Source organism: Alloacidobacterium dinghuense (assembly GCF_014274465.1).
GTDB lineage: Bacteria > Acidobacteriota > Terriglobia > Terriglobales > Acidobacteriaceae > Alloacidobacterium > Alloacidobacterium dinghuense.
Genome location: NZ_CP060394.1, coordinates 4,547,012 through 4,569,204, shown reverse-complemented (window position 1 = coordinate 4,569,204; position 22,193 = coordinate 4,547,012). Strand labels below are relative to the sequence as shown.

Genomic DNA, 22,193 nt, shown 5'->3' with positions numbered 1-22,193 from the left:
TCCTCAGGGATTCCTGTTGCGCTCAGCCGGCGCCTGTTGCGTGTGAGTCTTTTTCGAGAAGAAGCCTTGGTCTTCTGAAGAGAGCGCACATTCGGATCATTGCCTCAACGTTGTTGATGGCGGTAAGTTTCGTACCTCTTCGACTGTCAGCACAGGCCAGCAGTCCCGTTGCCCCTCGGCGGGAGCTTGTGGAATCCGTAGTTAAGGAGGCCTACGACAAATTCCGGAACGAAGCAAAGGGAAAGAATGCTGACTATATTCCATACCTTGCACAAGTAGACTCGAAACTCTTTGGTATTGCTATCGTCACTACCGACAATCAGGTGCTCACACTCGGGGACGTGAACTATTCCTTTTCAATCCAGTCCATCTCGAAGGTCTTCACTCTGGCTCTCGCGATGGAAGAACTCGGGCCAGACAAGACGTTTGAGCGAATCGGTTCGGAACCAACCGGCCGTGCGTTCAATTCTGTGCCAGCCGTCGTCGACATGCCAACGCATACTGGCAACCCTTTCGTCAACGCGGGCGCCATCGCCACGACCAGTCTCATATCCGGCAAAGACGCGAATGAGAAATGGGACAAGATTCTGAATTTCTATAACAAAGTCGCTGGTGAAAAATTGACACTCATCGAAGAGGTCTATAAATCAGAAGCTGCCACAAACACTGGAAATAAAGCTCTGTCAATGCTGCTGGCCAAGTATGACCGCATTTATGCCGATCCCTTCGAATCGGTCGACATTTATACCAAACAATGTTCCGTGGGAGTGAATGCAAGCCAACTTGCCCGGATGGGCGCGACACTGGCGAACAATGGAGTCAACCCTGCATCGGGAGAGCAGGTCATCAAGCGCGAAGACGTCCCGTACATTCTCGCTACGATGACGATGGCCGGGCTGTACGACTCTTCCGGAAGCTGGGCCTGGCATGTCGGTCTCCCCGCAAAGAGTGGTGTCGGAGGCGGCATTGTTGCAATTGCTCCAGGCAAGGGCGCTATCGCCGTGTTTGCGCCGCCGCTGGATGAAGCGGGTAACAGCGTCAAAGCGCAAGAGGTGATCGACTATGTCGCTCAGAAACTGAACTACAACCTTTATTCGCCGAGTTCGGTTGGATTGAAGTAGTCACGCTCGTTCTTGCGGACAATGTGCGGAACGAAAGAACATCGTCGGCGTTTGAGGGTCGCGAGCGCCCTCGGAGGCACTGGGCGGTGTTCCACACGAACGTTGAGTTGGCCTTCTAAGGAGCTAAATGGAACGCAACAGCTCACGCAGTGCTTTGAACAAGGAAGCAATCGAGAAAGTCCGCAAGGGTAATTACGAGCGCATCTTTGATGATGCGCGGGAAAGGGTACGCGGCTGGGAGCAGACGCACGTGATCACCCAAAATTCAAAACCAGAAAGGACAACACCATGAACCGGTTCACATTATTTAACGCTAGATACCTTGCAACTCTGGCTCTAATCAGCACACTGGCGCCATTGACACTTGCGGCTCAAAAGACTGTAAAAGTTGAAGGCCTGATTAAAGGACGAAGCGGTGAAAACATGATCGTGCAAACCACGGACAATCCAAATCTCGTGGTTGAGCTGACCGATGGCACGGATGTGGGCCAGGTGCAGGGGATGTTCAAGGCTCGCAACAAGAAAATGTCCATGGCTGCCCTGATTCCAGGCCTGGCGGTAAAGGTGGAAGGCTACTACCATGACACTCGGCTCATAGCTCGACAGGTAAGGTTCAAGGGCAATGATCTGCAACAGGCTGAAGCCATTCAAGCCGGGACCCATGAAGTCAAGCAGCAAGCCCAACAAAACGCGGCTGAATTGGAAAAGCATAATGCGGAGCTGCAGGCACAGAATCAGGCACTGCAGGAGCATCAGGCAGCCATCGAGGCGAATCAGGCTAAAATCGCTGCGAACAAAGCGGCCGTGGATGCCGCTATCGCACGCTTCGGTCAACTGGACGACTATTACATCATGGATGAGGTAACTGTTTTGTTCGGCAACGGCAAGACCAAGGTCGATCCGCAATACAATCCCCAGCTTCTGGCGCTGGCTGACAAGGCCAAAGGAGTCGATGGTTACATGATCGAAGTAACAGGCTATGCCTCTACCACCGGCAGTGCCGCTACGAATCAGAGACTTAGTGAAGACCGAGCCCAGAATGTGACGAACATTCTTCTTCAGCAAGCTAAAATTCCACTCACCAGAATGCTGGCTCCAGGTGCAATGGGAGAGAGTAATCAAGTCGCTAGTGACAAGACCGCTGAAGGGCAGGCCGAGAATCGCCGTGTGGTGGTGCGCGTTCTACAAAACAAGGCGATTGCCGGGCCTACAAGCTAAAGGCTTGCCCCTTCAGCTCCGATCGCCTGAGAATCGTCAATGATCCGGAAGTTTCGTGCGACCGTCAAGTATTCTGTTTCCACTAGATCGTGTTTCTGAGAAGCGACCGTCTAAACAGAGATTTTGTCTCCGCTCGTGAGTTTCTGCGAGATGATATGGCGGTCGCCGATTTTTCGAGTAATTCTTGTGCGAGGGTAGTCTCATCGCACGGAGGCAGCGTCTCGAGTTCGACGAGCATCGCGCGCGCGGCCCACACAGGGAATATCGAGAGGTCCAGCATGAACTCCCGAAACTTGATTCTTGTTTTCTCTTCGTTCTTACCGCACCCGCGTTCGCGCGAGATAAAACGGACCGGTTGAGCATGAAGAACGGCGATTCCATGACCTGTGAGATCAAGGGTCTCGACGCAGGAGTGCTCTATTTAAGCCTCGATTACATTTGATGGCAGTGCTGGGCTCAGCCGGACCTGCGCACTGAAGTGACGTGCATCAACTTCCAACGTGACTCGCCGCGATCGATTTTTCCTTGCGAGAGAAATGAAGATACGCGCCGACGCTCAGGAAATTAATGAACACACCGATAACGTTCCACAAGACAACTGGCCGAGAAACAATCAACAGACCGTAGTAAACCCAGAGAATCTGGAACACTCCGATGATGGCCGCCATCCTCGGGTTCATGCCAACGCTGGACCGACGTTTCAACATCACAATCAAGTCCGGTAGGGCGGCAAAGGTTGTCCCCAGGCCAGCAAGAAAACCGAAGACTTCTGACCGGCGAAGGCCGGGAAAGAACAGGCTCTGTATGTCGCGTGGAAGGTGTTCCTGACAGCCATCGATCATGATCAGACACGCCAGGGGAACGACGAGTATCACTGAGTTGAATCGGGCCATGTGTGCCTCCGTACGTGGATCGCCGGGCCGCTGTCCAGTAGCATAAGCCGCTACTGTGAATTGCCAACTGTCAAATGAAACAGACTTCGTTTGGAGAGTTCGATGCGCTGCCCGTTCAGTGAATCAATGCTGAGAAAACACATCTGTTTATTTAGACAGGTGCGCAGGGAAAGCAGCGCGATCTAGAATTCGGACGCAAAGTGGGATGGCGTCCGATTGAGAGACGATACGCGGCATGCTCCGAATTAGAGCCGGGTAGCGGAAAACTCTAGTCTTCATGCAGCGTTTTCTTTCGCCAAGATCACCAGATCACTCTGCGGGATGCGCCCTACAGTCTGGAGCATTTGCTACAGGAGGGGATCGGTCGGTCGCGATTCCCCAGGAAGGCGGAAGGAAGATAGCCATGAACCTGAAACCAAGGATATTCGGCACAGCAATTCGACGTTTTCTGGTTGCAGTCTGCGCAGTCATGCTCGTGCCGGGAGACTCACTGGCAGATATCGAGCATGCGTCCTTGTCGCAAAACCAGACGTCTGCATCGCAGAACCAAGCGTCTGCGCCGCAGCAACAGGCTGCGAAGATTCCGCCGGACCAACTGGATTCTCTCGTGGCGCCCATTGCGCTTTATCCCGACCCGATGCTGGCTCAGGTCCTTGCCGCGTCTACGTATCCGCTGGAGATCATTCAACTCCAGCAGTGGCTCACGAAGAACCCGGGGCTGAAGGACAAAGCGCTCGCCGACGCCGTCGCGAAACAATCGTGGGATCCCAGCGTCCAGGCTTTAGCCGGACTCCCCGACGTGGTGAAGCGGCTAGCAGACGACATCCAGTGGGCGACCGATCTCGGCAACGCTTTTCTGGCGCAGCAGAGCGATGTGATGGATGCCGTGCAGCGGATGCGTAAGAAGGCTCAGGACAAGGGCAATCTGAAATCGAACGAGCAGCAGAAGGTAGAAACCAAGGTCATTGAAAGCAAAAGCGTAATCGTAGTAGAACAGGCCAATCCTCAAGTCGTGTATGTACCCTCCTACAACCCCACCGTTGTGTATGGGCCGCCAGTGTACCCATATCCTCCTGTGTACTATCCGCCTCCGGGATACTACGCGGCGGGAATGGCGATCTCTTTTGGCGTGGGTGTTGCGATGGGTGCGTTCTGGGGCGGCGGCGGCTGGGGCTGGGGCTGCGGCTGGGGAGGCAACAACGACATCACCATCAATCGCAATAGCAATTTCAACCGCAACACGAACATCAATGGTGGCAATCGGGTGAACGGCGGCAACCGCCCGTCGCAATTGCCTTCTCGCGGCGGCGCTGGTGGCGCTGGAGGTGTTGGCGGTGCCGGTGGTGTGGGCGGCGCTGGAGGTATTGGCGGTGCCGGCGGCGTCGGTGGTGTGGGCGGTGTTGGTGGTGCAGGCAACCGTCCGTCGCAACTCCCGTCCGGTGGTCGCGGCGACAGTTGGCAGCACAACCCGCAACACCGGGGCGGCGCTCCATACCGGGATCGAGCTACGGCTGACCGGTTTGGCGGTCAGGCTCGCGGGGACTCACTCGCCAACCGTCAGGCTGGAGCAAGACAACAGATTGGAAGGCAGGGCGGAAATCTGACCAGTAATCGCGCAAACGGTTTAGGCGGCGGGAACCGCAGTGGAGGCGCCGGGGTTAGCAATCGTGCTGCGGGAGGGGCGGGCGTCAGTAATCGTGCTGGCGGTGGAGGAGATCGTGTAGGAAGCAGGGATATCTCGCGCGGCGGCGGAGGCGGCGGACGTGATGCCTTCGGTGGCGGTTCCGGCGGATTCAACGGAGCGAGCGCACGCGCCAACAGCAGCCGCGGTTCATCGAGTATGGGATCGCGCGGCGGTGGCGGTGGGCGAAGAGGCGGCGGTGGGCGCAGGTAGGACTGAGAAAAGGAGCAATGAGATGAAATCAATATCTGCCAACAAGAATCTCCTCGGACTTGCCTGGGCTGTGAGCGCAATTGCGATGGCATGCTTGTCCGTTCCCGCTCTCCTTACCGCTCAGCAACCTGAGGCGAAGGAAGCTCCTCCGGCCGCTGCCGCCACACCGACAGCAGCGCCTGCTGCAGGTGCAAAGACTTTCGACTCACCGCAACAAGCTGCTGACGCGTTGATTAGCGCGGCGGAGCAGTGGGACGAATCTACACTCATTCAGATCTTCGATCCTGACGGCGACGATATCGTACTTACCGGAGAAATTGTGCAGGACCGCCAGCGCGCCGCTGACTTCGCCGCCGAGGCGCACGAAAAGAAGACTGTCTCCATTGACCCGAAGACCGGGAACCGCGCATTCCTCATTGTGGGTAATGAAGAATGGCCCTTCCCGGTTCCGATGGTAAAGACAGGCAATAAATGGCACTTTGACAGCGCTGCCGGCAAACAGGAGCTGTTATATCGTCGCATCGGAGCCAATGAACTTGACGCTATTCAAATCTGCCATGGTTACGTGGAAGCGCAGGAATCATACGCACTAGAGCCACGCGAAGGTTACAACGTAAACCAGTACGCGCAGCGAATCATCAGCACGCCCGGCAAGCAGGACGGACTGGCCTGGCAAAACGCAGATGGCACATGGAGCGGCCCCATCGGGGAAAAGATTGCAAACGTGATCGAACAGGGCTACTCCAACCGCGCAGAACCCTACCATGGCTATTTCTTCAAGGTCCTCAAAGGACAGGGCCCTGCTGCTCCGATGGGACAGATGGACTACGTGGTGCAAGGCGTCATGATCGGAGGCTTTGCGCTCGTCGCTGCGCCGGCCGAATACCGTGTGACTGGAGTGAAAACCTTCATCGTCAGCAATGACGGTGTTGTCTACGAGAAGGATTTCGGGGTCGGCACTTTCGATCAATTCAAGAAAATGGAACTGTTCAACCCAGACAAATCCTGGACCCCAGTTCCAGATGAGGACGACTAGAAGAGAATTGAAAGACAACCCGCCATCGCCATTCTCTTAGAAGAGCTACGAGGGAGATCCCGCATGACACAGAAGTGCAAAGCATTATTCCTGCTTCTGGTTGCTGTTACCCTCGAGAGTTCCCATCCCTCCTCAGCTCAAGCGAATCCTTCGAGGCCGCTTCCAAATATTGTGATCCTGGCGACCGGAGGAACGATCGCCGGGGCTGCGTCCACGAGCACGCAGGCGTCTTACACTTCCGGTGCGGTAACCATCGATGCGATGCTTGCTGCCGTCCCCGGAATCAGGGATCTCGCTAACATCAGGGGCGAGCAGATTGCGAACGTCGGATCGCAAGACATGACGCTTGCCATCATGCTCACACTTGCGAAGCGAATCAATATCTTGTTGGCACAGAGAGATGTCGATGGAATTGTTGTCACCCACGGCACCGACACCATGGAAGAGACCGCCTATTTCCTCAATCTGGTGGTAAAGAGCGATAAGCCAGTCGTGCTCGTGGGCTCAATGCGACCCTCGACCGCGGTCAGTGCGGATGGGCCTTTGAACCTGTTCAACGCTGTCGGCGTTGCAGCCGACTCAAAAGCTGCCGGACGAGGAGTCCTCGTCGTCATGAATGATTGGATTCACGCGGCACACTCTCTTACGAAGACGAGCACAACCGCTGTTCAAACCTTCATGTCTCCCCTGCGTGGTCTGGTTGGAGTTTGCGCCTATGGCAAGAATGACTTCTTTAACTCGCCCCCATGGAAGCACACCACGGGAAGCGAATTTGATATCACCGATGTTAACCAGTTGCCTCGGGTGGATATTGTTTACGGCTATGCGGATATGCCTGCCGACCTGATCGACGCCTCCGTAAAAAACGGCGCCAAGGGCATCGTTATCGCCGGCGTTGGAAATGGAAACATGAACAAGGCATCGTTAGATGCCGCAGAGCGAGCCGTTAAGGCCGGAGTGGTAGTCGTTAGAAGCAGCCGCGTCGCAACAGGAAGCATTGGACGGAATGTCGAAGTAAACGACGACGAAATGAACTTTGTCGCTTCTGACGAGCTCAATCCGCAAAAGTCCAGAATCCTGCTGGCGCTGGCGCTGCTCAAACCCCGCTCCACCGCTGAAATTCAGAACTTGTTTTACAGCTACTAAGCCGCAAAAACGTGCACTTCTCGCGGGAAAGCAGGGAGGCAAAACATGAGCTCCAGGGATACCGTTCGAGCTCCGATTGAGAAGGCCGGCGATCAAATAACAAGCAATCGGATGTCACAACGTGTTGCCTCCATTGACTGGATGCGCGGCTTCGTCATGGTACTCATGATCGTCGACCACGCTTCCATGGCTTTCGACGCCCACCACCTGGATCACGACTCTGCCATGTATGCCGATGCGGGCACGATGGCTCTTCCAGGCGCAGAATTTTTCACTCGCTGGATAACGCACCTTTGCGCGCCTACATTCGTGTTCCTCATGGGAACTTCTTTGGCTCTGAGCGTAGAACGTCGCGTCGTCAAAGGCGTCAACGCATGGGAAATTGACAAGAGCATGCTGACGCGCGGCGCGATTATTGCGCTTCTCGATTTGACGATCATCTCCCTGGGCTCCGGCTATTGGAATTTCGGCGTGTTGTTTGCCATCGGTGTTTCGATGATCTGCATGGTACCGCTTCGGCGCCTGCCCACCTGGGCCATGCTCTTGCTAGCTATCGGCTGGATGTTCCTCGGAGAGATCCTGACCGGCTGGTTCTGGGTGCCCCCCGGGAACTCTTCCGTACCAGCGGCATTGACAGTGGCAAACTACGCAAGCAGCATGCTGGTCATCAAGTATCCGGTGATTCCATGGCTGGCGATCTCGGTCCTCGGATGGGTTTTCGGCCGCCACCTCATCCGCTTCGCCGCCAGCCAAAGCAAGGTCTCCGGAAGAAATGTTTTGTGGGCTTGCGGGGCTGTCAGCCTGATTCTCTTCGCGGTTGCCCGAGGCATGCGCGGATACGGCGACATGTTTCTGCACCGCGCAGACGACTCGTGGCAGCAGTGGCTGCACGTCAGTAAGTATCCACCGTCTCTCACATATTATGCCCTGGAGCTTGGCATTCTATTCCTTTGCCTCGCGGTGCTCAGGACACTCGAACTGCGCATCGGCGTCCGCCAGAACGGCATGTTCTATGTCTTCGGACAGACCGCCATGTTCTTTTACATCGTCCACCGTCTCGCATTCGAAGTCCCAGCAACCTATTTCGGCCTCCGGGACGTCTACGGTTTAGGCGCGACCTATGGTGTTTCTGCGGTGATGCTTGTTCTACTCTATCCAGCATGCCGCTGGTATCGCACGGTCAAGGCAGCACATCCTCAATCGATTTTGAAGTACCTGTAGCCGCAGTCTATTTCGATCGGCTTTTCGGAGCTGTGGCCGAGCGTGATGACTATCTGAAGATGTCCCGACGGGCGTGTTGGACGCCTCCCCATGCCCTCATGAAATGACCTCTTTAGTACGGGGCTTCTCTAAAACACAAGCTTCAACGCCAGTTGTGCGACTCGCGGATTGACAGCCGTGCTACTAACGACGCCGAAAGTAGCCGATGTGAAATTGGTGTCGGGATTCGAAAACTGCGGATGGTTCAGGGCGTTGTAGAACTCAGTCCGAAAGAGAAGGGTAGTATTCTCGCGCGGCCAATTAAAGATCACCGCTTTTGAGAATGCCAGATCCAGATTTGCTTGTGCAGGCCCGCCTATGATACCAGTCGCGCTGTTTCCAAACGCTGTTCCTATGCCGTCTGATCCTATGGCGGGCGGGCTCGTAAAACAGGAGCTGTTGAAATAGTTGTTCAGCTTCGACTCCACCGGCCCTTGGCGTACCAGATTGCCTGACGAGCATGTGGCGCTCAGTTGCGCACGGTCCTCGCTAATTCCAAAGACATTGGAAGAATTTGTTTCGGCAATGGTCAGGGCGTTACCGGATTGTATGGTTGCTATTGCGGACAGAGACCAGTTTCGGAGGAAACTGCCCAGTGCGTGAGCAGGCGGTTTTGGCAGGGTCCACGTGGTGCTGAAAACGAACCGATGCGTGCGATCAAAACTCGCGCGTCCCCAGCGCTGTTGGGGCGAGTTCTGATCTCCCAGCGTCAGTGCGTTTCCGCTTGACGTTGAATTGATGTCGGCGCCGTCCGTATCCAGTGTTTTAGAGAAGGTGTAGGAAGCGAGGAATTGAAGGCCATGGTTCAGTCGTCTGGTCAGGCTCGCCTCTAAGCCGTTGTACCAGGAACTGCCCTCAGACTCCATTTCCTGAAGTGAGTCAGGAGGCACTCCTGGAATGGGAACTCGCAATAAGATATTTGCAATCGTGTTCGTGGTTACTCCCCGTATGGGATTGCCGGCAGAGGCCTGCAACGCCTGGTTCAGGGAACGTTGACGCATCAGATGAGTGCCGCGAGTGCCAACGTAGCCAATTTCCGATAGCCAACCCTCATGCAACTCGGTCTGGACATTTAATGAATATTGCTGAATGATTGCGGGGCGGAAGCCGGGCGCCACGGCGTATATCGTCGTAGTGCTTGTGGGTGAGTACGCGGGAAACATCGGGAAGGAATCAGGTGTGGGGAATGGTTGCGCGAAAGGAACTTGAAAGGTCGCGTCTGCGTTCGCCTCTCCGGCATTTAAGCGAAAGACTGAGAACGGAGCGCCGAGAACGTTCTGATAAAAGGCCTGACCGGTGGGCCGCGAATAATATATTCCGTACCCGCCTCTGAGTGCCGTGTTTGAGTCGGGCGAGAACTGCCAGGCAAACCCGATCCGTGGAGCAATTGTGTTTTGTCCCGCTGCTTCATTCGCGAAAGTGTTATGTGCGCGCTGCACTCCTGGAGGTGGAGTTCCAGGAAAGTTAGAAGCCACAATGTAGCCGGCCACGCTCCCGGTGGCTGGTGGATTGGGATCAGCGTTGCGGATGTCGAAACTAGAGTTTCTGCCAAGCTCGTCTCCAAATTGGCCGAGATGCTCGTAACGCAAGCCGGCATTCAGTGAGAGTGACTTGAGAATTCTATAGTCGTCCTGCACGAATCCTGTCCCCTCCCACACTCTGTACTCCCGAGTCGTCAGACCGAAGTCATCGAATGAGGCGAAAACATTGCTGAAATCGGTACCGTTGCCGCTGGCGCTGAGACCAAGCAGAAAATCCGGCCAGCTTAGAAACCGCATGAACGATCCGAGTCCCACGAGATTGATATTGTCCTGCAACCGCGTGACGGATCCTCCGAATTGCAACGCGTGGGGACCGTGGACGATGCTGAGATCATCATCGGCTACGAAACTATTCTGCGTGATGGTTCGTGGAAAACCTGAAGCGATACTGACAGAGCCGAGAATTTGTAGGCTGGGGAGTTCGTTGTTGTTGCTCATCTCTCCTTCGGCAACCCCGACGTCAGACCACTTGAACGGGGCTGTGGCTTCGGTGCTGGTTCGCGTGCGGACATAGCCTATCCGTGCCTGATTGAGTGATGAATTGCGGAAGGTGTAGGTATGGGCAAGAGAGAAATCAGTAAAGCCTGAGTCACTGGGACTCGGAAAGCCACGGATGTTGCCCGAAGGATTGAGGCCATTACCCGGAAACGTGACGGTCTCATCATCATTTGCGTGGAAGAACCGGGCCGAGATTCGGTTGTTCTGCCGAGGGAGGTAGTCAACATTCGTCAAATACTGGTCCTCGTTGAAATGGCAAGGATCCGTGAAAGCCGAGAATCCCTGCCGGACGAGCGGCTTTGCCGGATCCACGGTTTGTGGCGTCGGGATGAGGAAGCTTCCGTCAGATAGTCTTAGATTCAAGAGGGCTATGGCCACAGGATTAATGTTCGAACCGTCAGGGTTGATTGCAGTGCCACCCTCCTCTCCGCTCATGCCGCCAAACAGTCTTCCCAACTTGGCTGGTGTGCGGTCATCGGTGAGAGGCGGTTCGCTCAGGCTGGCAGAACATGCAGTCCTCGACTGTCCTGCGGCAACGCCGTTCACCTGGCGCGTCCCTTGATAGGAGCCAAAGAATAGAAACTGGTCTCTCTTGATCGGGCCGCCCAGCGTGAACCCAAACTGGTTCTGCTTGAGTACCGGCCGTCGTTGGCCTGTCTGGTTCAGAAAGTAATCGTTTGCGTCGAGCGCCTCATTGCGGAAGAACTCGAAGAGCGCACCATGGAAAGCGTTGCCGCCCGTCTTTGTGATCAAGCTGACGTTGGCGCCGCCATAGCGCCCGTAGCCTGCGTCGTAGAGTCCTGTCTGGACTTTGAATTCCTGTATGCTGTCGGGGTTTGGAATCGGAATTCCTCCGCTTCCGGCCGCGCTGCCCTGTACGTCGCTGACGCTAATCCCGTCCATCAGGAAGTTATTGTCATAGGAGCGTGCTCCGTGGACGAAAAGCCCATCGTTGGAGCTGGCTATCTGCGACAAAGCAGTTCCCCCCAACCCGAGTTCTCCTGCGTTATGGACTCCGGTCATGACTCCCGGCGAGAGGCTGGCGATTTGAGCGAAATTCCTGGTCACAAGCGGAAGACCGATCACTGCTGTCTCATTGGCAACTCTGCCCAGAGAGTAATTATCGGTCTGGACCATCTGGGACTCTTCCGACACGCTTATGCTGTTTACCACGGTCGCTATGCGGAGACGGAGTTCGAGTCGAAGTGTTTCCGTTACGTTTATGTATACCGTTGCGTTGCCGAGAAGAGAGACTGACCCCGGTCTCGTGGCCTGTAACTCATACTCGCCCGGTGGAAGCAGAAGAAAACTGAAGCGCCCTTCCTTATCAGAGGTAGCAGACCTGGTCGTGGCGGTATCCTTGTTGGCAAGTCGGATGACCACATCTGGCAAAAGGGCCCCGGTTGGATCAAGCGCCAGTCCCGATAATGCTCCGGTTGAAGATGTCTGGCTATTTGCGCGGCACGGAATCAACAAAATTGTCGTCAAAGCCACAAGAAGAGGTACCCAACCCCAACGTGGCCTATGACATGACCAATGAAAACCATTGCTCATCAGCGACCGTCCTTGCACGGAGACGCACAGAGGCTTCAGCCTTCCTGTTGACCATTTGTCGGATGAACTAATCTTTCAAAGATCTGACTGCAAGAAAAATGGGGCATCTGATAGTATCCGAACCGACAATGGTATTGCTAGTTTTCCAAAAGCCAGCACGGGAATGCATATTCGGCGTAGAGATAGTTCAGTCGGCCCGGAATTTGTGGAGAAGGTGTTTGAGACCTTTTTGTAAGAAGTCCATGGAGGCTTCTCTTGTCAGCTCCGATGGAGCAACGTACATGCCACTATTGGTTCTCTGATCGGCATCCCCTCAAGAAATGCAAACGAGGCAGATACCCGATTCCGGACACGCGCGTCCTGATTCTGATTGCAGCTGTCGCAGCTTTTCTCCTGCTGCAACCGCCATCGGCGGGCGCTGCGAAGGAAGTCCGGCGTGTCCTTATTCTGAATGTCTTCGGACCTCTTTCATCCCCTGGCGTCGCGCTAATTGATCAAGCGATTGTTGCCGGTCTCGAGAAAGCTCCTTACCAGATCGAACTCTATCATGAGGAGATGGAGTCGGCTTTGTTTCCGGATGAAGCTTCCCAGCGCGACTTCCGAGAGTGGTTTATCCGCAGGTATAGTGATCGCAAGCCCGACGTAATCATTACCGTCGGGCCGAGTCCCCTCAACTTCATGGTTGAGTCCCACGAGGAAGCTTTCCCAGGCATCCCGATCATCTTCTGTGGAAGTACGGAAGAGATGCTTGGTGGATTAAAGCTCGATTCTGACTTTACTGGCACATGGGGAGTCGCACAGCCTGAGAAGACGCTGATTGCCGCACTCCGCTTACTACCATCCACCAAGCACCTGGTAGTGGTAGGCGGTGTGGGACTGTATGAGCGAGACCTCGAATCCGTCGCAAAGAAGAGCTTTCAAGGTTACGAATCAAAGCTCGACATTACCTACCTTACCGACCTGGACATGCCGACGCTGATCGAGCGGTTGAAGCACTTGCCAACCAATACGATCGTTTATCACACAGCAATCACGCAGGATGCCGCGGGAACGCGCTTCATTGATGCGACCCAGTCGGTTCCAATGATTGCCGGTGCAGCCAATGCTCCCGTATTTGTAGTAGATGACGTCGATGTGGGTAGAGGATCGACAGGTGGCTATGTTCTAAGCCTTGCAGCTGAAGGGCGAACTGCCGCTGAGATGGCTGTGAGAGTGCTCAAGGGGGAGAAGCCGGCAAACATCCCTGTTGTAAAGAGCCCCAATATCTACATGTTCGATTGGCGCGCCATGCAACGCTTTGGTCTCAAAGAAAGCACCCTTCCGCCTGGCAGTATGGTGCTCAATCGACAGCCAACCATTTGGGAAACCTATCAGCGGTACATTCTTGGCGTTATTTTTCTGATCCTCCTTGAGACACTGCTGATTCTGGGACTGCTTTGGCAGCGCGCGAGACGACGACGGGTGGAAAGCGAACTTGCGGTTGCCCACGACCGGCTTCGACTTGCGGTCGAAGCTGGTAAGTCCTCGGGATGGGAATGGGATATCAAGAGCGGACGGGTTCGTCGGTTCGGCGACCTTCACACTATCTACGGAATTCCGTCATACGCCCATTCGGGGAATATTGACGATTTTCGCCGCCACGTGCATCCGGAGGATCGAGAACTCGTCTGGAACACGCTCGACGACTCAAGACAGAACCAGAATCCGTACTTTGCGGAATTCCGCGTGATTCGAAATGACGAGACCATACGCTGGATCGGAGCCAGGGGAAGATTCTATTACGCGAAGAACGGAGAGGCCGAGCGAATGCTTGGCATGACGGTGGACATTACTGAGCGCAAACTGGCTGAAGAGGCTCTGAAGAAGTCTGAGGAGAAATTTTCTACAGCGTTTCGAGAGAGTCCTATGGCCCTCACGCTGACCAGCATGAAAGATCACCGCTACCTCGATGTCAACGAAACTTTCGAACACCTCACCGGTTGGCACAAAGACGAGGTGATCGGAAGGACTCCGTTCGACATTAACGTGTGGGACGACCCCTTCAAGAGACTGGAGATCTCAAAACGACTACTGTCCGAAGGCGCAATTCGGAATTATGAATTCCAGTTTCGGTGCAGAGATGGCACGACGAAATGGGGCCTGGGCTCGGCAGAACTGATTGAGGTTGATAACGAAACGTCCATGCTTTCAGTAGTTGCGGACATCACGGAGCGCAGACAGATCCAAGAGAAACTGCGCACCAGTGAAGAGATGTTAGCGGGTGTCATTGCTTCGGCAATGGATGCGATCATTGCCGTCGACAGCGAACAGCGCATCGTGCTCTTCAATGCTGCCGCTGAGAAGATATTCGGTTGCCGTGCAGAGGAAGCGATTGGGACGTCCCTGGAGCAGTTCATTCCGCATCACTTTCGCGCGGCTCATTTCGATCAGACTGGCACGTCTAACCGCATTATGGGCACGCTTGGCGCACTGTGGGGTTTGCGGGTTACCGGCGAGGAATTTCCTATTGAGGCATCCGTTTCACAGGTAGGAACCGCTGGCAAAAAGCTATTTACCGTTATCATCCGGGATATCACCGAACGTCGCCGCGCGGAGCAAGCGATACGCGAGAGCGAGGAGCGCTTCCGTCTGGTTGCCAATACTGCGCCGGTGCTGATTTGGATGTCTGGTCCCGATAAGCTGTGCACCTATTTCAATCAGCCCTGGCTTGAGTTCACCGGCCGACCGATTGAAGCGGAGCTTGGCAACGGGTGGGCAGATGATGTCCATCCCGAAGATCTGAGTGCCTGCCTGGATACTTACACAAATGCATTTGACCGGCACGAGTCTTTCAAAATGCAATATCGACTCCGTCGCAATGACGGCGAATACCGTTGGGTATTTGACCTTGGCGTACCGAGATTCAACCCGGACGGGTCTTTTGCGGGATATATCGGCTCATGCATCGATATAACCGAGCGCAAGATGGCAGAAGAAACGCTCGCGAGCTTGAGCGGTCGTCTGATTGAAGCCCAGGAGGAAGAATGCCGCCGGATTGCTCGTGAGATCCATGATGACTACAACCAGCGACTGGCGATGCTGGCGAATGAACTGGAAGACATGGCTCAGAGTATTGGGGATTCTGTTGCTGAGGCAGGTCCGCGGCTCCACGAACTTTGGAATTCTGTCAGTGAGCTCGGCGTCGATCTGCACTCGTTGTCTCATCGCTTGCATTCCTCCACTTTGGAGACTCTTGGACTTGTCGCGGGAGTGAGAGCATTTTGCGAAGAGTTTGAAGACCTACAGGAAATACAGGTCGAGTTCACCCATGAGAATGTTCCACGGGCAATTCCGGCGGATGTTTCGCTTTGTCTTTTTCGCATAGCACAGGAGGGCCTGCGAAACGTCAAACGTCACAGCGGCGCCAGCAGTGCCAGGGTTCACCTTGACTTTGTAGATGGAAAACTGCACTTGTCAGTTTCCGATCAAGGAAGAGGATTCAATCCCGCCAGGCGTTCAGCGCGAGATGGCATCGGAATTCGAAGCATGGAAGAGCGCTTGCACTTTATTGGAGGTCAACTGGAGGTTCGCTCACAACCCCTGGAGGGAACCAGCATTGACGCGTGGGCCCCGTTTAAGGCATCCGCCTAGCTGGTTGTTAGTCACCAACGCGAGCTCTTCAATACGGGAGAATTCAATGAAACATCTCAGCCACACTAACAGACTGCCGCGGGTCCTCATTGCTGACGACCACGCAGTCGTGGCCGAGGGTCTATGTTCGATATTGCAGAAGAGCTGTGACGTTATTGGAATTGTGCGGGATGGCCGAGAATTACTGGTGGAGGCTCCTAAGCTGGAACCCGACCTCATCGTACTGGACATCAGCATGCCTGTGCTGAATGGTCTCGATGCAGCTGAACAACTGAAGCATTTCCTTCCTAAGGTGAAGTTCGTTTTCCTCACGATGAAGGACGATCCCAACCTGGCCGCTGCAGCTCTGAACCTGGGGAAAGTCGGGTACGTTCTCAAGCATTCATTGTCATCCGAATTGTTGCACGCAGTCTCTGAAGTGCTTCAAGGCAATGCATATGTAACGCCTAGACTCCGGTCGGAAAATTGGGCAGTACAAGGGTTGCGGGCACGGCAAGTGTCGCAAGACCTAACCCCGCGCCAGAAGGAAGTGTTGCAGTTGCTGGCTGAAGGTCGTCCTATGAAGGAAGTGGCGCAGATTCTCAACGTCAGCGAAAAGGCGATCATGTTCCACAAATATCGCATCATGGCATCGTTCAATCTGAAGAACAATGCGGAATTGGTCCTATTTGCCCTCAAACACCACCTGATTTCCTAATGACTCCGAGCCTATTCAAGACTGTCAGTTTTTGCAGTTGGATCAACTGAGCGCCTCAATTAAGTTAGAGCTCGGGTTGCTTTTTCAATTTGTGATCCCGCGGAAGGGTTCGGACCGCTGCTGTATGTGAGAGGTAGGTTGCCCTTGGACCGGCCGAGGATACTTGTCGCCGACGACCATGATGTCATGCTTGAGACCGTGTTGTCCTTGTTACAGCCGGGCTTTGAAGTAGTCGGGACAGTCAACAACGGAAGAGATCTGATTAGAGAAGCGCAGCGGCTTCAACCGGACGTGATTGTGCTGGACATCACGATGCCAATACTCAATGGAATTGAGGCCGCCCATAAGATCCATGAGGCCGGGCTGACGCCGAGGCTTGTTTTCTTGACGGTGCACGAACAGTCATCGTTTGTGACCGCGTGCTTCGATGAAGGAGCATTGGGTTACGTCACGAAATCACGGCTCAGAACAGATCTTATCCCGGCGATACGCGATGCTATTTCAGGCCATCACTTTATCTCATCTTTTCTGCCTCGCGCGAGGCGGCAAACCGACCCCGGTTAGGTCGATATATAGGGGAACTCCGTTGCCTTTATGCCTAGGAGTTTTGCTAGTTGACGCGCCCGCGCCCTGATCGTAAAAAACCAGCAAAGGAGACTCCCCATGCAAGGAATCCGTCCCCGCATTCTGATAGCTGACGATCACACGCTGATAGCGGACCTCTGCAAAACGCTGCTCGAAAAGGAGTTTGAAGTGGTCGGCACGGTGGGAGACGGTCGCGCACTTGTTCGGGCTGCAGCCATCTTAAAGCCTGATGTGATCGTGGTTGATGTCACGATGCCGGTTCTCAATGGAATCGATGCTGCCTGTCAGGTCAAACAAGAATTGCGCGCCGTCAAGGTGATTTACCTCACCATGAATCCTGATACAGAGATCGCGGCAGAAGCCTTTCGCCGCGGCGCCTCGGGCTATTTGCTCAAGACCTGCGCAGCCTCAGAGATGGTGGCAGCTGTTCGCGCGGTTCTACAGGGCAGGTCGTATCTGTCAGCGTCACTTTCCAGGGACGATGTCGCCTACCTCCGTCGGCAGCCTAAGAAAATGGTCGAGGAAGGAGACAAGCTTACAGAGCGACAACGGGAAGTTCTGCAGTTGATCGCCGAAGGCAAAGTAATGAAGGAAGTTAGTGTAATCTTAAATATGACGACCCGGACCGTTGCGTTTCACAAGTATCGGATCATGGAGGCCCTTTGCGTCAAGAGTAACGCCGAACTTGTTCGATATGCGGTGAGAAACCACATAGTTGCTCCATAGATGCTCGCTTGGCTCGACCTGTCGCCAAGGTTGGGAACCCAACGACTCGCTTCACTCGATCTGAATTCGATTCTGGCATTAGCTATTCGTTCTCTTCCACGATCGAACTCCAAGACTGTCTGAATTGAAGCGCTTCGGGGTTGGCGATGCCGATTACAATTTGTAAACCGTGGACCTCCTATCTCTGTCAAGACTGACAGTTCCCATTACGGATTCGACCGCCTAGCATCAGCGAAGAATCGAAAAGCGCGAGTTCCGAAGGCTGACACTTTCGTGTCGTTGAAAGGGAACGGCAACTCGGTAGCTGAGGAGAGAGCACATGAAGAAACTGCGGTTTGTCTGGATATTCGCGATACTCATGATTTCAGGCAATGTTTTCGGCCAGGATGTTCGCTATAACTTCGACAAAGACACCGACTTCTCTAAGTTCAAAACCTACAAGTGGGTGGCCATCAAGGATGCCACGCCGGTAGACGATCTTACCGACAAACAGGTCAAGGAAGCATTTGATGCCGCGTTGGCGACTAAAGGCCTGAGTAAGGTAGACGGAGACAACGCCGACTTGTTTGTGGGATATCAAACCGCAATCGGATCAGAGAAGCAGTTCACGTCGTATAACTCCGGTTGGGGTTACGGCCCAGGGTGGTACCGTGGTGGCTGGTATGGCGGCGGAGGCGGAATGACCACCGGGCAAACCTCAACCATCTATACCGGACAGTTGGGTTTGGATATGTATGATTCGGCGCACCACGACTTAGTCTGGCGAGGCGTCGCGAGCAAGACCTTAGATCCGAAAGCGAAGCCAGACAAACGTCAGAAGAATCTTCAGAAGGCAGTAGCAAAGCTTATGAAGAATTATCCGCCTAAGGCAAAGTAATCGTCTGAATCCGCTGGGCGTTGATTTGGTGGTTAAGTATTGGACCTCTGTCAGATTTAACAGGCGACATTTCCCATCGGCAACTCTATATTTTCAAATCATTCACGCTGACGAAGTTGTCGGATCAAACAGCGACCCGGCTATCGAAAGAACGAATGGCGCTTTACCGCAACGATGGTCTGGCTTGTCGCGACACCCTTTGCAGGTGTGACGGGCACAAACAAATAATGGAACACTCGCTATCCTTTCGGAGTTCTCGTAAGTTTGCTCGCACCAGGCTGCCTGAACAAGCAGGCTGAGTCGTCGCTAAACCTCCTTTCTGGAGAGACAGATGAGACGAATGTTCTTTTCTGTGGCGCTCGTCGTATCGCTGTTCTGCTTCTGGGAAGTTGTGCGTGTGAGCGCTGCAGGAGCAGATAACCAGCAGACCAGCCCGCATAAGAAGGCCAACATACCCGACCCGGCTGACTTTGTTGGCTCAGAAACCTGCGAGACTTGCCATGAAGACATTGGCAAGAAATTCGCGGAGAATCCTCACTCCCGGCTCGCAATGCTGCACGGCGGCAAAGGAGTGACGTGCGAAAGCTGCCACGGGCCTGGCAGAGAGCATGTGGAGGGAGGCGGCGATATAGAAAAGATCCTCCGGTTCAGCACAATGACGCCGAAGGCAACGGATGAAAAGTGTCTGGAATGCCACGCCGCGGCGCATCCTAACTTCGAGCGCTCCGCACATGGCGATGCAGGCGTAAGTTGCACGAGCTGCCACAGCATTCACAAATTTGAAAACGATGTCAGCCTTCTCAAGGTCTCGCAGCCGAAGCTTTGCTATACCTGCCACACTGATGTAAAGCCCGCTTTTTCGCAGCCATTTCATCACAAGGTGGATGAAGGGTTGATAGATTGCAGCGATTGCCACAACCCACATGGCAGCTTCAAGGACAAGGGCCTACACAGCAGCGTCGCGGGCGATGCGGTCTGTGTAAAATGTCACACCGAGACGGCAGGTCCGTTCGTCTACGAGCATCAGCCGATCAGGACGGATGGCTGTACGTTTTGCCACTCCCCGCACGGATCCCCGAATCCTCGTCTGCTTACGCGCAATAATGTGAATTCTCTATGTCTGCAATGTCATTCAGCATCGATGAACTTTAACGCGCCTGGCATTCCGTCGTTTCATAACCAGGCGAAACAGTATCCGGCCTGCACGGTTTGCCATGTGCAGATTCACGGCTCGAACGCCGACAGTGTGTACTTTAGGTGAGAGCGGCCCCACGATGAGCAATTACTCATTCATCCCGGCCCCGGTGAAATTACGACGAGCTGCTTTTGTCATTATTTTCTGCATGGCCATTGTCAGCGCCGCGTGCACCCAGGACGCTCAAACAGCCCCGGCAGCCCCACAAGAGCCTCAACAACAACCGACGCCAAGCCAAAAGATTTATCACGGTTATGTGGTACACCAGTCGGTCGATCTCGGTGGTCGAATTGTGGAACACTCTGGCAGCGACCCCGCCTACGCCACTCTGGTCAATCTTGCGTCCGGTGCGCGCGTTCTTGACCAATCACTTACGATGCACGCCGTAGATCCGGCGCATGCGATCTTCTTTGATCAGCTTTCAACCAGCAGCTTTGGCTATGGCGGCGATCCTATTAACGTCACATATCTAAATGTGTCGAAGGGGCGCATATATGACTTTCGTGGAAGCTACCGGCGTTATCGTCAATATTTTGATTACGATCTGCTTGCCAATCCCCTGATTCCGCCTGAGTCGAATCCATTCGTTCCCGCTCTTTTCTCACCGCACCTCTACAACACACTGCGTCAGATGACTGATCTCAACCTGACTCTGGCTCCCTTGTCCAAGGTGAGCGTACGCTTTGGTTACAACCACAACATCAACCAGGGGCCATCCTATAGCACGATTCATCTCGGGACGGATGCGCTGCTTTCCCAAAATTGGCGCAATTCTACTGATAATTGGACTGGAGGAGTCGACTGGAAGCCGGACCCAAAGACAACTTTCAGCTACGACCAGTTCATTACTCATTACAAAGGGGACACGAGCTGGCGGCTTAGCGGCTTAAATTACACTCTCTCGAACGGCACGCCTGTCAGTCTTGGGGTCAATCTATCTTCAGTATGGGGCTCTCCCTGCTCCAGCCCATTCAATCCTGATGGAACAGTGAATCCGGCATGCCAGGGGTTTCTTGCCTACACTCGTTTCGCACCCACGCGAACTCTTTACCCAACTGAGCAGGCGCGATTCCAGACCTCAGCGATTCATAACTTCACATTAAATGGGCGTCTGCTCTACAACGGTTCAAACAGTACTCTCGTTAACTACAATGAATTTTTCAACGGCTTGGATACGCCTTCACTGCGTCAATCGGTCGAGACTGGGAATGCCCGCGTACAGCGTGTGAATGTCAACGGGGATATCGCTGCTGTATGGCAGATCACACCTAAACTTTCAGCTTCTGATGTTTATGACTTCTGGTATTTCCGTATACCAGGTATCAACAGCTTCTCAACAACAAGCTATAACGGAACATCGCTGCTGCAGCCTCCGGGAGCTGCTACGACGGCGACATCGACGGACTATCAGGCGCTTAATCAGAAAACGAAAGCCAACACATTTGTCACGGCATGGGACGTGACGCCTAAAGCCCGCATTTCAGTTGGCTATCGGTATCGAAGCCGAATCATTACCGACTCTGCAGGAGACTTCATCCCCATCCATGAAAGCTGGGGACTCTTTGGCGCCGCTCTGAGGCCCACTCCTGAGTTGCGAATCAATTTCAATTTCGATGGCATGTACGCTGACAATGCGTTCACTCGCATCAGCCCTCGTCAACTGCAGCACTATAGAGCGCGCGCTACCTATCAGCCGCGCCCATGGCTTACGGTGTCCGGGGCCGTGAACATCTATGAGGCACGCAACAACGTAGAGACTGTGAACCACCTCGAACACAATCGCGATTTCTCGTTCGGCGCAACAATCGCTCCAAGTGAGAAATGGTCGCTGAACTTGAGTTATGCCTATGACAGCGTGTACTCGACCACAATCGAGTGCTTCCCTTCTACGCCGCCCCCTCCCGGGGCCACCACCGCGCCGCCAGTCTGCACTGCAGCCGGCGCGCCATACCAGACCAATGGTTACTACAATGCGCCAATGCAGTTTGGTTCGATTGGTTTCACTTTCTCGCCGGTTAAACGAGTACATATAAACGCGGGGTATCGCATGAGCGACGTGGATGGCACATCCGAAATGATCAATATCCGTCAGGTGCCAGGCTCACTACAGTCGCAGTTTCAATCGCCCTACGCGGGAGTGTACATACAAATGGCGCCGAACTGGACTTGGAAAGCAGATTACAACTATTACAGTTACGGCGAAGGTACACCCATTGGCCCAACGCTACCGCGAAGCTTTCGAGGAAATGTATACACTCTCGGAGTCAACTATGCCTTTTAGGATGTCTTAGCCTGCGCTATGATTATCAACCGTTAACTTGG

At 54.2% G+C, this 22,193-nt stretch carries 16 protein-coding genes; 14 read left to right on the top strand and 2 right to left on the bottom strand.

All coding sequences use genetic code 11. The annotated features are described in order from the left end of the window. Window positions 1–116: 116 nt before the first annotated feature. The 3 genes from glsA (at window position 117) to H7849_RS18850 (ending at window position 2,339) form a co-directional block, all read left to right on the top strand. Window positions 117–1,121 carry a glutaminase A gene (glsA, locus tag H7849_RS18860; RefSeq protein WP_186741551.1) on the top strand — a complete coding sequence of 335 codons (1,005 nt, stop codon included), beginning with the start codon at window positions 117–119 and terminating at the stop codon, window positions 1,119–1,121. Between the two features lie 127 nt (window positions 1,122–1,248). Then, a complete protein-coding gene (locus H7849_RS18855; RefSeq protein WP_186741550.1) occupies window positions 1,249–1,413 on the top strand; it encodes a hypothetical protein in 165 nt (54 codons plus the stop codon). Further along, the gene (locus H7849_RS18850; RefSeq protein ID WP_186741549.1) at window positions 1,410–2,339 is read left to right on the top strand and encodes an OmpA family protein; all 930 of its coding nucleotides are present in this window, start codon (window positions 1,410–1,412) and stop codon (window positions 2,337–2,339) included. The genes H7849_RS18855 and H7849_RS18850 overlap by 4 nt, the downstream gene beginning before the upstream one ends. A gap of 488 nt (window positions 2,340–2,827) precedes the next feature. Here H7849_RS18850 and H7849_RS18845 read toward each other — a convergent pair whose 3' ends face one another. Beyond that, window positions 2,828–3,232, bottom strand: coding sequence for a SemiSWEET family sugar transporter (locus tag H7849_RS18845; RefSeq protein WP_186741548.1), 405 nt, complete (start codon window positions 3,230–3,232; stop codon window positions 2,828–2,830). Window positions 3,233–3,635: 403 nt separating this feature from the next. Here H7849_RS18845 and H7849_RS18840 point away from each other — a divergent pair, with 403 nt between their 5' ends. The 4 genes from H7849_RS18840 (at window position 3,636) to H7849_RS18825 (ending at window position 8,529) form a co-directional block, all read left to right on the top strand. Beyond that, window positions 3,636–5,126: a DUF3300 domain-containing protein gene (locus H7849_RS18840; RefSeq protein WP_186741546.1), complete on the top strand. Its 1,491-nt coding sequence runs from the start codon at window positions 3,636–3,638 to the stop codon at window positions 5,124–5,126. 22 nt (window positions 5,127–5,148) lie between these two features. Next, complete coding sequence (locus tag H7849_RS18835; protein WP_186741544.1) at window positions 5,149–6,162, top strand: DUF2950 domain-containing protein; 1,014 nt, start codon at window positions 5,149–5,151, stop codon at window positions 6,160–6,162. 63 nt (window positions 6,163–6,225) lie between these two features. After that, on the top strand, window positions 6,226–7,308 hold the full coding sequence (locus H7849_RS18830; RefSeq protein WP_186741542.1) for a type II asparaginase: 1,083 nt from the start codon (window positions 6,226–6,228) through the stop codon (window positions 7,306–7,308). Window positions 7,309–7,353: 45 nt separating this feature from the next. Further along, window positions 7,354–8,529, top strand: a complete 1,176-nt coding sequence (locus tag H7849_RS18825; protein WP_222439682.1) for an acetyltransferase domain-containing protein — start codon at window positions 7,354–7,356, stop codon at window positions 8,527–8,529. Window positions 8,530–8,657: 128 nt separating this feature from the next. Here the strand turns inward: H7849_RS18825 and H7849_RS18820 are convergent, their stop codons facing one another. After that, a complete protein-coding gene (locus tag H7849_RS18820; RefSeq protein ID WP_186741540.1) occupies window positions 8,658–12,101 on the bottom strand; it encodes a TonB-dependent receptor in 3,444 nt (1,147 codons plus the stop codon). A 315-nt stretch (window positions 12,102–12,416) separates the two neighbouring features. On the opposite strand from H7849_RS18820, the gene H7849_RS18815 reads away from it, so the two are divergent. From H7849_RS18815 to H7849_RS18785, 7 genes are all read left to right on the top strand, one after another. Then, on the top strand, window positions 12,417–15,791 hold the full coding sequence (locus tag H7849_RS18815) for a sensor histidine kinase (protein WP_186741538.1): 3,375 nt from the start codon (window positions 12,417–12,419) through the stop codon (window positions 15,789–15,791). Between the two features lie 46 nt (window positions 15,792–15,837). Further along, a complete protein-coding gene (locus H7849_RS18810; RefSeq protein WP_186741536.1) occupies window positions 15,838–16,488 on the top strand; it encodes a response regulator in 651 nt (216 codons plus the stop codon). A gap of 144 nt (window positions 16,489–16,632) precedes the next feature. Then, entirely contained in the window at window positions 16,633–17,052 is a 420-nt protein-coding gene (locus H7849_RS18805) for a response regulator (protein WP_186741534.1), read from the top strand. Between the two features lie 99 nt (window positions 17,053–17,151). After that, window positions 17,152–17,799: a response regulator gene (locus tag H7849_RS18800; RefSeq protein WP_186741532.1), complete on the top strand. Its 648-nt coding sequence runs from the start codon at window positions 17,152–17,154 to the stop codon at window positions 17,797–17,799. Window positions 17,800–18,118: 319 nt separating this feature from the next. Then, on the top strand, window positions 18,119–18,676 hold the full coding sequence (locus tag H7849_RS18795) for a DUF4136 domain-containing protein (RefSeq protein ID WP_186741530.1): 558 nt from the start codon (window positions 18,119–18,121) through the stop codon (window positions 18,674–18,676). Window positions 18,677–19,007: 331 nt separating this feature from the next. Then, complete coding sequence (locus H7849_RS18790; RefSeq protein WP_251106351.1) at window positions 19,008–19,937, top strand: DmsE family decaheme c-type cytochrome; 930 nt, start codon at window positions 19,008–19,010, stop codon at window positions 19,935–19,937. A gap of 13 nt (window positions 19,938–19,950) precedes the next feature. Continuing rightward, window positions 19,951–22,152 carry a hypothetical protein gene (locus tag H7849_RS18785; protein ID WP_186741528.1) on the top strand — a complete coding sequence of 734 codons (2,202 nt, stop codon included), beginning with the start codon at window positions 19,951–19,953 and terminating at the stop codon, window positions 22,150–22,152. Window positions 22,153–22,193 lie beyond the last annotated feature (41 nt).